Origin of the sequence: Nocardia sp. CWNU-33, from assembly GCF_046764895.1 — a bacterium.
Classification (GTDB): domain Bacteria; phylum Actinomycetota; class Actinomycetes; order Mycobacteriales; family Mycobacteriaceae; genus Nocardia.
Window position 1 is genome coordinate 219,651 of the sequence record NZ_JBKOQN010000007.1, and the last position, 13,491, is coordinate 233,141.

11 protein-coding genes are annotated in these 13,491 nt (G+C 61.8%); 2 read left to right on the forward strand and 9 right to left on the reverse strand.

The genetic code is table 11. The features are described 5' to 3' along the window. Nucleotides 1-460: 460 nt before the first annotated feature. The gene (locus tag ACLMAL_RS12205) at nucleotides 461-1,966 is read left to right on the forward strand and encodes a PucR family transcriptional regulator (RefSeq protein WP_411999164.1); all 1,506 of its coding nucleotides are present in this window, start codon (nucleotides 461-463) and stop codon (nucleotides 1,964-1,966) included. A 444-nt stretch (nucleotides 1,967-2,410) separates the two neighbouring features. Here ACLMAL_RS12205 and ACLMAL_RS12210 read toward each other — a convergent pair whose 3' ends face one another. From ACLMAL_RS12210 to ACLMAL_RS12250, 9 genes are all read right to left on the reverse strand, one after another. After that, entirely contained in the window at nucleotides 2,411-3,610 is a 1,200-nt protein-coding gene (locus tag ACLMAL_RS12210) for a glycerate kinase (RefSeq protein WP_411999165.1), read from the reverse strand. A gap of 10 nt (nucleotides 3,611-3,620) precedes the next feature. Next, nucleotides 3,621-4,403 carry a creatininase gene (locus tag ACLMAL_RS12215; protein ID WP_411999166.1) on the reverse strand — a complete coding sequence of 261 codons (783 nt, stop codon included), beginning with the start codon at nucleotides 4,401-4,403 and terminating at the stop codon, nucleotides 3,621-3,623. Nucleotides 4,404-4,543: 140 nt separating this feature from the next. After that, nucleotides 4,544-6,337, reverse strand: a complete 1,794-nt coding sequence (gene gcl / locus ACLMAL_RS12220; protein ID WP_411999167.1) for a glyoxylate carboligase — start codon at nucleotides 6,335-6,337, stop codon at nucleotides 4,544-4,546. A gap of 35 nt (nucleotides 6,338-6,372) precedes the next feature. Next, a complete protein-coding gene (locus tag ACLMAL_RS12225; RefSeq protein ID WP_411999168.1) occupies nucleotides 6,373-7,254 on the reverse strand; it encodes a 2-hydroxy-3-oxopropionate reductase in 882 nt (293 codons plus the stop codon). Beyond that, nucleotides 7,251-8,105: a hydroxypyruvate isomerase family protein gene (locus ACLMAL_RS12230; protein WP_411999169.1), complete on the reverse strand. Its 855-nt coding sequence runs from the start codon at nucleotides 8,103-8,105 to the stop codon at nucleotides 7,251-7,253. The genes ACLMAL_RS12225 and ACLMAL_RS12230 overlap by 4 nt, the downstream gene beginning before the upstream one ends. A gap of 91 nt (nucleotides 8,106-8,196) precedes the next feature. After that, the gene (locus ACLMAL_RS12235) at nucleotides 8,197-9,633 is read right to left on the reverse strand and encodes an APC family permease (protein WP_411999170.1); all 1,437 of its coding nucleotides are present in this window, start codon (nucleotides 9,631-9,633) and stop codon (nucleotides 8,197-8,199) included. 32 nt (nucleotides 9,634-9,665) lie between these two features. Then, nucleotides 9,666-10,463 carry an SDR family NAD(P)-dependent oxidoreductase gene (locus ACLMAL_RS12240; RefSeq protein WP_411999171.1) on the reverse strand — a complete coding sequence of 266 codons (798 nt, stop codon included), beginning with the start codon at nucleotides 10,461-10,463 and terminating at the stop codon, nucleotides 9,666-9,668. 63 nt (nucleotides 10,464-10,526) lie between these two features. Beyond that, nucleotides 10,527-11,447 (reverse strand): NAD-dependent epimerase/dehydratase family protein, encoded by a 921-nt coding sequence (locus ACLMAL_RS12245; RefSeq protein WP_411999172.1) that lies wholly within the window; start codon nucleotides 11,445-11,447, stop codon nucleotides 10,527-10,529. 15 nt (nucleotides 11,448-11,462) lie between these two features. After that, a complete protein-coding gene (locus ACLMAL_RS12250) occupies nucleotides 11,463-12,377 on the reverse strand; it encodes a polysaccharide deacetylase family protein (RefSeq protein WP_411999173.1) in 915 nt (304 codons plus the stop codon). 597 nt (nucleotides 12,378-12,974) lie between these two features. On the opposite strand from ACLMAL_RS12250, the gene ACLMAL_RS12255 reads away from it, so the two are divergent. Continuing rightward, nucleotides 12,975-13,394: a hypothetical protein gene (locus ACLMAL_RS12255; RefSeq protein ID WP_411999174.1), complete on the forward strand. Its 420-nt coding sequence runs from the start codon at nucleotides 12,975-12,977 to the stop codon at nucleotides 13,392-13,394. The last annotated feature ends 97 nt before the right edge of the window (nucleotides 13,395-13,491 follow it).

The window sequence follows — 13,491 nt, forward strand, 5'->3', positions numbered from 1 at the left end:
TTCGGCTGTCATCGGCGTACCTTTCACTCGCCAAGTCCTTGTGTCAATAATCGTCAGAAGGGGCGATCGATGCGAGGTCCTGGTGTGCCACCGACGTGCATTTTCGCGCCAATATTCGGGTGAATCTTCACACCAAGATCGGATTGGGATTTACCCGAGGCGTGAGGCGCGTTGATCTTGTGCCACGATTGGCGCAGATTTATGTGAGGCATTCTGCCGTGTTCATCGACGTCGGCGGCTGCGACGATCAGCGGTTGAGGTCGGAGGTCAACAAGTCGATCTCAACCAAACTGCAAGGTGGCGACTGTGGCGACTCGTACCGGTCTATCAAGGTCCGGTCGATCCTGCGCTGCCCCTTGAGCCTCGCGATGTTGACGATTGGTCAAATCCCGGTGCGAACTGATCGAGAAAAATCGGACGAAATGTCCAAAGTTAGTGTGTGCAGTATTACCATGTGGCCATGTCGCTCGTCCTTCGCGAGGTTCTTGCGCATCCCGCATTCGAGGATGCTTCGCCTCGCCTTGTCAGCGGGCACGACCAACTTGACCACATTGTGCGATGGATTCACTCTGCCGACTTGTACGACATCGCTCCACTCCTGCGCGGCGACGAGGTTCTGCTCACCAACGGCGTCGGCCTGCTCAACCTGGATGAGTCTGCGCAGCGCACCTATGTTCGCCGGTTGGCCGAGTGCTCGATTGCGGCCTTGTTCTTCGAGGTGGGGCGGACTTTCGTCGATGTTCCTGAAGCGATGGTGGACGAGGCGCGCAAGCGCGGACTTCCACTTGTCGTTCTGCAACCTGTGCTTCGCTTCACCGAGGTGGCCGAAGCGATAAACAGCGAAGTGATCGATCGCTCGGTGGTCCGGCTTCGGCATTCTGACGAGATATCACGGATGTTGTCCGAAGAACTGGTGCGGGGCGCGCGCGTCAGCGAGCTCGTGCAGCACATTGCTGATGCGGTAAAGGGTTGGGCGATGCTGTCCGACTCGTCGGATCAAGTGATCGCATCCACAAACGCCGGTGACGGCCAGCTGGATCATCAGAAGCCGAGTGCCGAAGTCCCCATCATGATCGAGGGCACAGCTTGGGGACGCTTGCGAGTCGGTTCGGTGGCTGTCTCGGGCGTCGTCGTCGAGGCGGTGTTGGACCGAGCGCCGCGGGTACTCGAGCTAGGACTCATCCGGGAGCAGCCAGGTGTGGCTGCGGCATTCCGCGGGAGGCAGCTACTTCTCGAGCAATTGGCGAAAGGGACCTTGCCATCAAGTGCTCGGTTGGAAGACGGCCTTCGCGGAGCAGGTATACCGACGTCCGCGCGTGAATATTGTTGTGTGGTACTCGATCCCGCGAATATTGACAACGCCAACCACGTCGCGAACAGCATCGGGCGACGCTATGGCGACGTAATCTTCGGGATAGTCGACCGCATGCTATGTGTGCTGGTGGCCAGTCGGACAGGCAAGCACGGAAAAACCCTCGCGCGGGTTATCAGTGAGCAGCTTCGAGCGGAGCTCCACGGAATCTCTCGTCCTTCTGCGGCGGTCAGCGGCACTATTCGAACCATGGACCAGTTGATTCGAGCTATGTCCGACACGCGCATGAACCTATCGATTGCGACAGCCTTGGGGCTTGCTGTGCCGGTGGTCGGCAACCACTCGACTGCAGTCGAGCGAACTTTGGTCCAGGACTGCAACCCGGACGCTCTCCGCAGGTTGGTCGATGAGGTGCTGGGGCCGCTGATTTCTCGTGACCGGGAGGGCTTACTTTCCACCTTGCGGGTGTATGTCGAGACAGCAGGATCGAAGGCAGTAACCGCGCGACTCTTACATCTCAGACGACAATCGCTGTATTACCGGTTGCAGCGCATCGAGGAGCTGATAGATCTCGAGCTGAGCGATCCTGCCGAGTTCGGAGTATTGACCGTCGCGTTTGCCGCGCACAGGGCACTGGGTCTAATCGGACAGTAGCCATAGACCCGCAGCTGGTTACCTGTTGTAGGGGTGCACGCAGTCCCCTCCGCGTCTGCGGTGACGGACGCATACGCATGGACACGCAGAACCGGTCGCTGACGGGCCCAGTTTCGCCCGGATTTGTACCTGCGGCCGCAATGATGGGTGGTACCGGGCGAATCCTTAAACGGGTACTCGAGGTCTGCCCGCAACTCCCACCCGCGCGACTCGACGGGTGTCGGGCTGGTCGAACAGCGGTCGACTCGTCGACTGTCGATCATGTGGGCGTTCACGAGTGCTTCTGTGCGGCAACGGCTTCGGGGGGTGGGAGTCGAATGTCTTGATCGGAAACCATCCGCGATCAGCTCAACGGTGTTCAATTTCTCGATCAGCCGACAATTGGTCCCTGGAAGCTGAAGCCCCTGCGGCAGTGCCGTTGTCCGACAACCATCGCTTCCCCCTTCAGCGGTGATTTAATGCGATACTCCGACCTGCTTCGATGAGAAGTTCAGAGGTCCGTCGCATGCTGGCTTCGAGCGATCCGGCCAGTGCAGCGAGCTCGTAGACATCAGCGAAACCCGCTGTTCGCCAATCTTTCTCGACCAAACTGCAGCGGCCGACGACCGCGACTGTCGTGGTGCCGTGGGACTTTGCGCGATGGGCGACCGCAGTCGGAGCCTTGCCCGCGAGGCTGCTCTCGTCGAGCGCGCCTTCGCCGGTAATGACCAGGTGCGCACGTGACATATGTTCGTCGAGGTGGAGCAAGTCGAGGATCGCGTCGGCGCCTGACACGCGCGTTGCCCCGCAGGCGCCGATGAGGGCGTACCCGATGCCGCCGCCGGCGCCGGCGCCGGGCCGCTCGGCGGCGGCGGTAAGGACGCGAGGGACCATTGTTCTAGCGAAGTGCTCGATCCCTGCGTCGAGCAATGTGACGTCGGAGTTCTCGGCGCCCTTCTGCGGAGCGAATATCCGCGCCGCACCATCATGTCCGGTTAGCGGATTCGTGACGTCGGTGGCCACCGTAATGCGAGCGTCGGGCAGCCTTGCATCCAAACCCGTCATATCGACGTGATGAAGTTGGAGGAGTCCTGCGCCGCCGCCGGGTATCGGGTGGCCGGTCCGGTCGAGGAAATGTGCGCCCAAGGCTTGGAGCAGTCCCACCCCGCCGTCGGTTGAGGCTGTACCTCCGACACCGACGGTGATGTCGCGGAATCCTAGATCCAATGCGTACTTGATCAGTTCGCCCACGCCACGACTCGTTGCGCGTCGGGCGTTGTCGGGTGTCGCTGTGACGAGGTCGAGTCCGCTGGCTTGGGCTGACTCGATGACCGCGATGCGGTCTCGGGTAGCGATTCGCGCGGTGACTTGCGCTCCCAATGGCCCGGTCACGGTGGCCTCAGCGGTGGCAAATCCGGCGGCCACGAAGCAGTCGATGGTTCCCTCTCCGCCATCGGCAACGGGCATACACATAATGTCGCCGGTATAGCCGCCGGACCGTAGTCCGTCAGCGAGACGGCGGCTGACCTGTGTCGCGGTAGCACTGCCACGAAATTTATCCGGGCACACGAGAGCCATCGCGTGGCGATCGTCGTTCGCCGCGGGGGGTTTCGTGTGCGCAATGCTCGGTAGTGGGTGGGGGTGACGGAGATGGGAGGAGGGCATGAAAGTCCAATCAGATCGGGGTGCCGTCGGGAAATTCGTCGTCGACGATTGCGATCAGCCGCTCGACCAACCACTCGGTGAGCAGTCGGCCCTTTTCGGCGCTGGCGGGCACCGGCGACGACAGCGAGCCGCTCGTCGTCGACATGCGTCTATCGATCGGCACGACGTCATGGTTGACCACGCGTTGTGGCGCATCGGACGTGATGCGGTCGGTGCGTACCGCTGAAGGTTCGTGGTACATCCACAGCGATGTCTCGATCACGGCGGCGTGCTCGAGCGCCAGGCCGGGAAAGCTCTGGGGCCAAATGGCATTCAGTCGCTGCGGGGTGAACTCGGGGTTGACGTCCTCGATCACGACGATCTTGAGTTCGGGGTTGCGCTCGGAGGCGAGGTAAGCGGGCTCGTAGACGAAACCGCTGTTCTCCAAGTGCCAGTTATATAAAACGATGTTGCGGAAACCGCACCGCTTCAGTTCGCTCAGCACATCCTCGATGATGCTCATGAACGTGGTTGCCCGCAGGGACACCGTCCCTGAGAAGTGTTGTCCGCCACCACTTCCCGGCCTGCTGCGGTAACCGAACGGTAGGAACGGACCCACGATAAGGCTGCGTCGGCGGCTGGCCTCGCGGACGATGCGCTCCGGTATCACCCAGTCCGTGCAGACCGGCAAGTGGTAACCATGCTGTTCTGTCGCGCCGAGGGGAATCACGATGGGCGTGTTGGCGCGGGCAGCCGCGGCGATCTCCTCCCATGTCATCTCTTGGAACACAGTCGGATCGGGATCGTTGAACATGTCGAACTCCTCTTCTGTCAACAGCTGTGCCTGAAGGTCGTCATGCCGTGCGACCTGATGTCTGGATACTGCGCGCTGCGCACCGGAAAGCGTGGTCACCCTTCGCAACTGCAGTGCTCGCACTCCTTCGAGATTCCGGGCTATTCGGGGATATTGGCCAAAGCTGTTGTTGCAGTGTGTGTCTCGGTGACTTCATCGAATTCGATCACGTTGTCGATCGAGGTGCCCATAGCTACGTTGGTCACGCGTTCGAGGATCACTTCGACGACGACCGGAACGCGATATCGGGCAAGCATCGCTTTGGCGTCTTCGAGTGCTGGGCGGATACCAGCGGGATCGAACACGCGGATGGCTTTGCAGCCCAGTCCTTCGGCAACGCGGACGTGGTCGACGCCGTAGCCGTTCATCTGGGGGGCATTGATGTTGTCGAAGGACAGTTGTACGTGGTAGTCCATGTCGAACGCACGTTGAGCTTGCCGGATCAGCCCCAGATAGGCGTTGTTCACGACCACGTGGATATACGGAATGTTGAACTGTGCCCCGACCGCCAGCTCTTCGATCATGAATTGGAAGTCGTAATCTCCCGACAACGCCACCACTGTGGCTGAGGGGTCGGCCGACGCCACGCCTAGCGCGGCAGGCACCGTCCAGCCGAGCGGCCCGGCCTGCCCGGCGTTGATCCAGTGCCGCGGCCGATGGACCCGCAGGAACTGGGCGGCCTGAATCTGAGAAAGCCCGATCGTCGAGACGTAGCGGACGTCGCTGTCGAAGACGGCGTTCATTTCCTGGTAGACGCGCTGCGGTTTGATGGGGATGTTGTCGAAGTCCGAACGGCGACGCATTGTCGATTTTCGGTCGGCACACGCACGCGCCCATTCGCGATAGTCGGTGAGGGTGTTGTTGCGGGACTGCTCGCCCGCGAGAGCGACGAACAGCTCGAGTGCGGCCTTAGCGTCCGACACGATGCCGTAGTCCGGGGCAAATACGCGACCGATCTGGGTCGGCTCTATGTCGACATGAATGAACGTCCTTCCAGCAGTGTATGTTTCGGTGTCACCGGTGTGGCGATTCGCCCATCTGTTGCCGATGCCCAGCACGAAGTCCGAGGCCAGCATCGAGGCGTTGCCGTACCGGTGGGAGGTTTGCAGACCGACCATTCCAGCGTTCAGTGGATGGTTGTCAGGGATTGCGCCCCATCCCATCAAAGTCGGTACCACCGGGATCCCGGTGAGTTCGGCAAACTCGACGAGCAGGCCGCTGGCATCGGCGTTGATTACGCCGCCACCTGCGACGATGAGCGGACGTTGGCTCGCGCGCAACATCGCCATAGCCTTGTCGACCTGAGGCATGGTGGCGGTAGGTTTGTACACGGGCAAGGGCTCGTAGGTGTCGATGTCGAATTCGATCTCGGCCATCTGCACGTCGATCGGTAGGTCGATGAGAACTGGGCCCGGACGGCCAGAGCGCATCAGGTGAAATGCCTGTTGGAAGGTACCGGGGACCTGGGCGGGTTCCAACACCGTGACCGCCATCTTGGTAAGTGTGCGGGCCACGGAGGCGATATCGACGGCTTGGAAGTCCTCCTTGTGTAGTTTGCTGACCGGGGCTTGTCCGGTAATGCAGAGAATGGGGATCGAGTCAGCACTCGCCGAATAGAGTCCGGTGATCATGTCGGTGCCGGCTGGTCCGCTGGTGCCGATGCAGACACCGATGTTGCCAGGAGCTGACCGCGTGTAGCCCTCCGCCATGTGGGACGCACCCTCCACGTGGCGGGCGAGTACGTGGGTCAGACCGGGAGTGCCGTTGTCGACTCCTTCGGCACGCATGGCGGCGTAGAACGGGTTGATGGCAGCTCCAGGCAGCCCGAAGAGATGAGTGGCCCCCTCTTTCTTGAGGATCTCAACAGCGGCCCGGGCCGCGGTCATGCGTGACATGGCTGTCTCTTTCGTCAGCGTTACGGGGGGAGCGGTCAGGACGTCGCGAGCCCGGACAGCCGCTCGACGCCCAAGAGGAGGGCCGAATGGTCGAGACTGCCTTCACCATTGGCGCGCGCGGCGGCCATGAGTTGGGCGACGAAGGCTCCCACCGGCACGACGACTCCCGCTTCACGGGCTGCGGAGGTAACTATCCCCATATCTTTGTGATGCAGATCGATCCGGAAGCCGGGTGTGAACTGGTGGCGCACCATGTTCTCGCGCTTCTGGTCCAGCACCTTCGAGCCGGCCAAACCGCCTGCGAGCACATCGAGGGCTGCAGTGAGATCCACATGGTGGGCCTGAAGGAACACGACCGCCTCGGCCAGTGCCTGGATGTTCACGGCGACGATCAATTGATTTGCCGCTTTGACGGTTTGGCCGGCACCGTTGCCACCGACGTGAACGATTGTCTTGCCGACGGTTTCGAAGATGGGCAGTGCCTCAGCGAAGTCTTGGTCGTCGCCTCCGACCATGATCGACAAAGTGGCGTCGATCGCGCCCTTCTGGCCGCCGGAGACCGGCGCATCGAGCAGCCGGAAGCCACGGGCTTTCGCTTGTCGGGCGAGATCGACGGTGACATCTGGCCGAATGCTCGAGAAGTCGATGATCAGTGTGCCTGGTGCCGCGTGGTCGAAGACGCCGTCGCGGGTCAGGACCTGCTGAACGTCGGGACTGTCAGGGACCATGATCGCGACGATTTCGGCACCATCGACAGCGTCAGCGATCGATGTCGCGGCACGGCCACCCGACATCTCGAGTATGGCCTCCCGGACGGGTACGTTGTTGTAGCCGGCGACTTCGTGGCCAGCTTTGGCGAGACGGGCGGCCATGGGGTTACCCATGACGCCGAGTCCGATGAATGCGATTCTGCTCATTGTGGGTCTCCGACCAAGCTGTGGATACTAAAACCTTGGGTGCCGACGATGTTGGGGACGAGCCATTGGAGGCTGTTGGCCGTGTCCGCAGTGGAGGGCTTGTACTCCAGCGCGACGTAACCGCGGTAGTTGTAGTGCTCCAAGGCGGTGAAGTGGCGTTCGAAGTCGATATTTCCGGTGCCGGGCTCGCCGCGTCCCGGAGCGTCGGCGATCTGGACGTGACCGATCTTGTCGTGGTGGGCGGTGATCGCCCGATCGATGTCGTCGCCGTTGCTGGCCAGGTGAAACATGTCCAGTAGGAACGCGGTATTGGCATGTCCGGCGGCGCGCATACGGTCGACGACGGCGACAGCGTCGTCCGCGGTGCGGAGGGGATAGGGTTTCCTACCGCTGACCGCCTCGATGAGGACTGTGGCGCCGATGTCGTCGGCCGCCTTGGCCGCCAGCGAAAGATTCTCGAAGGCGAGAACGTCTTGCTGCTTCGCATCGACGCCGACGATACGATTTCCGTACAGCGCGTTGAACGCGGGTACGCCGAGTTGATCGCCGATGCCGACGGTTACGGCGATGTTCTCCCGGAACCGAGTGGACAGGGCAGGGACCGAGAGTGCCCCGCAATCCGGGCCGGCGAGCTCTCCGGCAAAGAAGTTGAGTCCGACGAGCTGGACGCCTGCGTCGCGGACGGCCGTCACGAACGCGTCTATATCACGGTTACTGGGGCTGGCCTGCTGCCACGGCCACCAGAATTCGATGGCCTCGAATCCCGCTGCCTTGGCAGCAGCGGGCCTGTCGAGCAGCGCCAACTCGGTGAACAGCATTGAACAATTCGCGGCGAGCGGGCGGCGGTGCATTGTGTTGTCCTATCTGTACGGGGCGGCGCATAGGTAGATCCACCTGTGGCTGCCAGGCGCCGCGTCGACCTGGCAGCCAGGGATGGCGCGTTCAGGGGATATCCGGGGTCAGGTCGAGGTTGGTGGCACCTGGAACGGCAGCGTGCAGTCCGCGCGAGCTCGGTGACCATTTCTTCGATCCTGCCCAGCAGGCGACGGCAATGGCGACGAGCACGACCTCCGCGATGAGGTACTGAGTGTCCTGGGTTGCCAGTGCGATTCCGGTGAAGCCGATGACGACGAGGGGCGGCAGCGGCCAGAGCGGCATTTTGAAGGGGCGCGGCTCGTTGGGCATGCTGCGGCGGCTCCAGAAAGCGGCCAGGCCGATACAGAAGTAGACCGCGGCGATCACCGTTCCGGCGAAGATGATCAGAAAATTCAGTGCGGAGGTGAAAACCAGGACGCCTGCGGGAATCGCCAGGACCATGATTCCCGCACCGGGAGCACGGAATCTATTGAGTCGGCCCAGAATTCGGTTCATTGAAGCAGGCCAGACACCGTCACGCCCGGTGGTGTAGACGCCGCGTCCGAAATACATGAGCAGGGAAAGGAGCGCATTGAACAGGGCGATAATGACACCGATGTCGATGATGACGCGTGCTTTCGCCCCCAGGGAGGCCTGCACAGAGTAGATAACGGGGGCCGGAGCGCTGAAGAAGTCCCTGAGGTCGGGCGCTGCGATGACCGCTGAGATCAGCGGCACCATGATCAGGATGCAGGCCAGAATCGCCGAGATGATCACCGTCTTGGCGATGTTCTTCTCGCCGCCTTTGAGCTCTTCGGAAAACCCGAGCGCCGCGTCGTATCCGTTGATGACGTTGAAGGCAGGCGCCAATGTTGCGAGCATCACCGCGAAACCAACCGCGGTCAACTCGCCTCCGGTCAGCACAACCGGATGGAAGGTGACCTCTGCCAGCTGCTGTTGCGGGTGCAGCAACGCCGCCACGGTGATGATGCCGAGCACGACGCATTCGACGATTACCATCGCTGCTGTCGCCCAGGCGCCGACCTCGACTTTGGTCAACGCCAGACCAGTGGCCAGTGCCAACAGGATAATCGCCATGACGGTATCGGGAAGACCGAGGGCGGGGATCAAGTCCTCGAGGAACGCCACCATACCCAAGGCGACACTGGCCGGAATCACGATCCCTTGAATGAGGTAGTTGAAAGTTGTGATCCACGCGAACGGTCCTGGGAGGACCCGACGGACCAGCGAATACATTCCGCCGGCGATCGGAAACATCCCAGCAAGCTCGGCCAGGCACAGCGAGATCAGTACGACAACGACGGACAAGATCAGTCCGGCACCGATGGAGAATGTCCCACCGACGACGAAGACGCCTGCGGACAGAAACAGCACTGCCATAGTGGGTGAGACGTCAGCCATGGCAAGCCCGACGACCTCGGGAATACTGAGGCGCCGCTCGAGCTGCTGAGAGTAGCCGAGTTGTTCTAATCGCGATTTCGGTTGGGGGTTGGGCTTGGTCATTGTGGTCTCCGTAGAGATGAGATGTGGATGGTCTATTGGGCGGACACGCCGATGGATCCGGCGGGCACACAGGTGGTGCGTCCGCCGTCGGCTGTCAGATGGGTCCCGGTGATGTAGCTGGCGCGATGCGACAGCAGGAACACCACGGCCTCGCCGATCTCGGAGGGTTCGGCGATCCTGTGCATCGCGACGCTGGCTGCGTTGTCTGCGAGCTCAGCTTCGGGATCTGCGACGCCGTCGAACTCGGCTAGGAACATCGGGGTCTTGGTTGTTCCGGGGCACACTGAGTTCACCCGAATGCCCCACGACGCGAGCTCCGCCGCGGCACTGCGCGTCATTGCGAGGATGGCACCCTTGGTTGCGGTGTATGCGACGTATCCGGCTTGGCCCATGATGGCCAGTTCCGAGGCCGTGTTCACGATCGCGCCGCTGCGCCGCGGCTGCATCACCCGCGCGGCTTCTCGCAAGACATAGAACGATCCGGCGAGGTTGGTGCGAACCAGGGTGTCGAACAGCTCGTCGGTTGTTTCAGTGAGCGGCGAGACGATCGAAATACCCGCGTTGTTGTGGACGGCGTCAATGGGCCCGAGCTCGGATTCGACGCGGTCGAAGGCGGCGCGTACGGCTGCGGAGTTCCCGACGTCGGCACCGACGGTCAGCACTGGGCCGCCGTGCCTTTGCACGAGTTCCTGCGCTCCGGCCAGATCGTCGTCGGGACGCGACAGCAGGGCTACGGCCGCGCCTTCGCGGGCGAGCGCGAGCGCGGTGGCCAGCCCGATTCCGGACGCGGCCCCTGTCACGACGGCGACGCGATTAGTCATTTCGGGCATGCTCTTGGTCCTTCGGTACGGTTGCTGTGGGGTGGACTCGAACGGGGTGGACACGTTGATCCCTCATGGCGACTCGCCCAGTGATCGGATCCAGTCGATCTGCACCTGCAGTCCCCGTTCGAGGGACCAGGCCGGGGTATAGCCGAGGTCGCGTGATGACGCGGACAAGTCGTATTCGCCTTGGCTGTCCCAGTGCGGGAGTAGGCCGGGGCCGATCTCGTAACTGCTACCCGGCAAAAGCTTTTCGAGGATCTGTACGGTTTCTGCGATGGTGATACGTCGTCCGCCTGAAACGTTGTATACAGGCTGTGCCAATGTGGCGGTCGTGGCGGCGAGCCTGGCTGCGGTTGCGACGTCATCAACGAAGACGAACTGAAATGGATGCTCGCCACCGGTTTCGAGGCGGAAGGTACTGCGGCGGATACCGGCGCGAATCATGTCGCCGAGCAGGCTGGGCATCCACAGTCCGGGACCGTAGACCTCGGTGACACGCAGTGAGGCGATCTCCATCCCGTATAACGAGTTGTAGACCGCGCCGAACAACTCCCCGGCTACTTTGGTCACTCCGTAGGGTGTGGTCGGTTCGGGTTTGACGTCCTCTCGCACACGAGCGTTGAGGTCCAGGTTGCCGAGAGCGCATTCCGAGGAGAAGTTCACGATACGGCGGACACCGGTGGCGCGTGCGGACTCATAGACTGCCAGGGTTCCTTCGGCGTTTGCGGCGAACGTGGTCCACGGCAGCTCGATCGATACTCCGGGGTGGCTCTGACCCGCGGTGTGGATGATGCGCTCAACGTTGTATTTGCGGAGAGTTTCGGTCAGGCGTGGAATGTCGAACAACTCGCCCTGAATTGTGGTCAACCCATCACGGCTGTCGACGGCGAAGTCGCGGTTGTAGCTGACGACCGGGGAACCATCGGCTAATAGCTGGTCGACGAGGTGTCGGCCTACGAAGCCGCGTCCGCCTGTCACGAGAGTGGTCATGTCGATTCTTTCCATTCACCAGTTGGGGTAAGAAGCCGGGTCGACAATGACTGGATCGAGTTTGCGCCGCTCGACGGAGGGGTCGGCGAGGACAGCGTCGCGAAGTTGTGTGCCTGTTCTGAATTTGACGTCGCCGCGGTCGAGGATGACTTCGATCATCTTGCGAAGGTTCTGTGCACGCCCGGCTCTACCGGACAGAAATGAGTGTGCGGTGAGCTGAAACAGGCCGCCGAATTCACGGAGCCCATCGAGTTCAGCGGTCCAGAGCGCGAGCGCCTTCTCTGGCGGCTCGATGACATATCCGAGATGAGGGTCGGGAAGGTAGGCGTACTGTTCCCAATCGTCGAGCGACCAGTGCGGCGGAAGCTCGACCAACGGGCCGCGCGATGTTTCGATGATGTAGGGACGGTCGTCATCCATCAGGCTCGTGTCATAGCTGATCCCATGCTCGACCGCAATCTCCGCGGTATTCCACGTCGCCGCCCACATCGGGGAGCGATAACCGTTGGGCGTGATCCCGAGAGCCGCGAGCGACTCGAGTCCTCGCTCGAATTCCCAGCGCTCCTCGGCGGGTGTGAGTTCCGTCGACGGGCGATGGGTATAGCTGTGATGTGCGATGTCATGACCACGCGCGGCAATATCACTGATCGCATCAGGCCAGCGTTCCGCGGAGATGCCGGGCACGAAGAACGTCGCCTTCAGGTCGAACTCGTCGAGGATGCCGAGGAGCCGGGGCAGGCCGCGGCGTGCGTCGAATGCTTGGTGCGACATGGCCATCGCATTCTCGGCGTGACGGCGTCCGGCAGCGAGAACCGGTGTCTCCATATCGACAGCGAAGGTCAGCATTGCGATTGATGCGGCGCCGGCCCGCCACGATGGCGCATTCGCCTCTGGGCGGCAACTGCTCGGAGACAGGCGATCCACAGTCATGTTCGCTCCTTATGATTCATAGGCTCGAATCAGAATGCGTCTGCCAGGTAAACGCTGCAACGGTCGCCCTGTCATGTGTTTCATGACGTATGGGGGGCACAATGTCTCATGATGTTGGCTGTTCGGAGCACGGTTGGACCATTGGACCAGCGATTGCGGAAGCCCCGGTGCTGAGCCGGACCGACCGCCTGGATCACGTGTTCGACGAGTTCGTAATCGCCGACCGATATGGCGTTGGCCAGCTTGGGCGTGGCGACGAGATCTTGCCGACCAATGGCGGCTGATTGACGGCGGTGGACCTAGAGGGCGCTGACTTCATGCTCGACCACTAGGCGAAAGTAGAGTGCTACGTTGCTGTTCGAGGTTGGCAGAACCATTGTCTCAGTGCTGGTGCAAACAAGGTCACCGAGGCGCGTGGCTTCGGCACGCCGACTCGGAAGTTACAGATCACCGGCGATTTATCGGGGTCGCCGATGTCCCGGGTCGCCCAGGGACCGCAAGGGGTCCTGGCGCGGCCAACTGTTCGGCAACCCGTCTTCCGGCCTTGATCCGGTACTCACCTTGGCACTGAGATTCCCGTGGCGCGGTTCGGTGGACGTGACGATCGAAGGGATCCCCGCGGATGTGCCTTCTTGGCGCGAAATCGAAGGCATAGAGGTCGAATCCACCGAATCCGGGGAGCCGATCGATGCATCGGTGTACGACGGTGCCCACAGCTTTTTCGAGTACGCGCGCATCCAGGTCCTTCATCAGGTCGGCACTATGGCACGGTTTGTCGTCGACCTGGCCGAGGGTGAGGAGTTCTTTCTCACGCTTCCGAACGACGAGAAACTCGAGGCCGACCAGATCTACACGACAGTGGATGCCGAGTTCGAGGGCATCGAAATGTACCTGACCGCGGACCGAGAGCTGGCCGAGTTCACCGACCCTACCGGTTTGGTGTTCGACTGGGCTCACGGCGACTGCAAGTTCTACAAGGTGGTCGACTCGGGCACCCCGGAGCATTCGGGACACTGATGTCGGCTCCGGACCAGGATTGTGCGAGACAGTACCTCGCACCACGCGTCCGGCACGATGTCAGAGCGCATCTGAGCTCGAGATTCAACCGTGAGGC

Coding starts and splice junctions, on each gene's coding strand:
- ACLMAL_RS12215 (WP_411999166.1), bottom strand. CDS start 4,403: ATGTTCAACGATCCCGATCCGACTGTGTTCCAAGAGATGACATGGGAG.
- ACLMAL_RS12225 (WP_411999168.1), bottom strand. CDS start 7,254: ATGAGCAGAATCGCATTCATCGGACTCGGCGTCATGGGTAACCCCATG.
- ACLMAL_RS12240 (WP_411999171.1), bottom strand. CDS start 10,463: ATGCCCGAAATGACTAATCGCGTCGCCGTCGTGACAGGGGCCGCGTCC.
- ACLMAL_RS12250 (WP_411999173.1), bottom strand. CDS start 12,377: ATGACTGTGGATCGCCTGTCTCCGAGCAGTTGCCGCCCAGAGGCGAAT.
- ACLMAL_RS12230 (WP_411999169.1), bottom strand. CDS start 8,105: ATGCACCGCCGCCCGCTCGCCGCGAATTGTTCAATGCTGTTCACCGAG.
- ACLMAL_RS12245 (WP_411999172.1), bottom strand. CDS start 11,447: ATGACCACTCTCGTGACAGGCGGACGCGGCTTCGTAGGCCGACACCTC.
- ACLMAL_RS12235 (WP_411999170.1), bottom strand. CDS start 9,633: ATGACCAAGCCCAACCCCCAACCGAAATCGCGATTAGAACAACTCGGC.
- gcl (WP_411999167.1), bottom strand. CDS start 6,337: ATGTCACGCATGACCGCGGCCCGGGCCGCTGTTGAGATCCTCAAGAAA.
- ACLMAL_RS12210 (WP_411999165.1), bottom strand. CDS start 3,610: ATGCCCTCCTCCCATCTCCGTCACCCCCACCCACTACCGAGCATTGCG.
- ACLMAL_RS12205 (WP_411999164.1), top strand. CDS start 461: ATGTCGCTCGTCCTTCGCGAGGTTCTTGCGCATCCCGCATTCGAGGAT.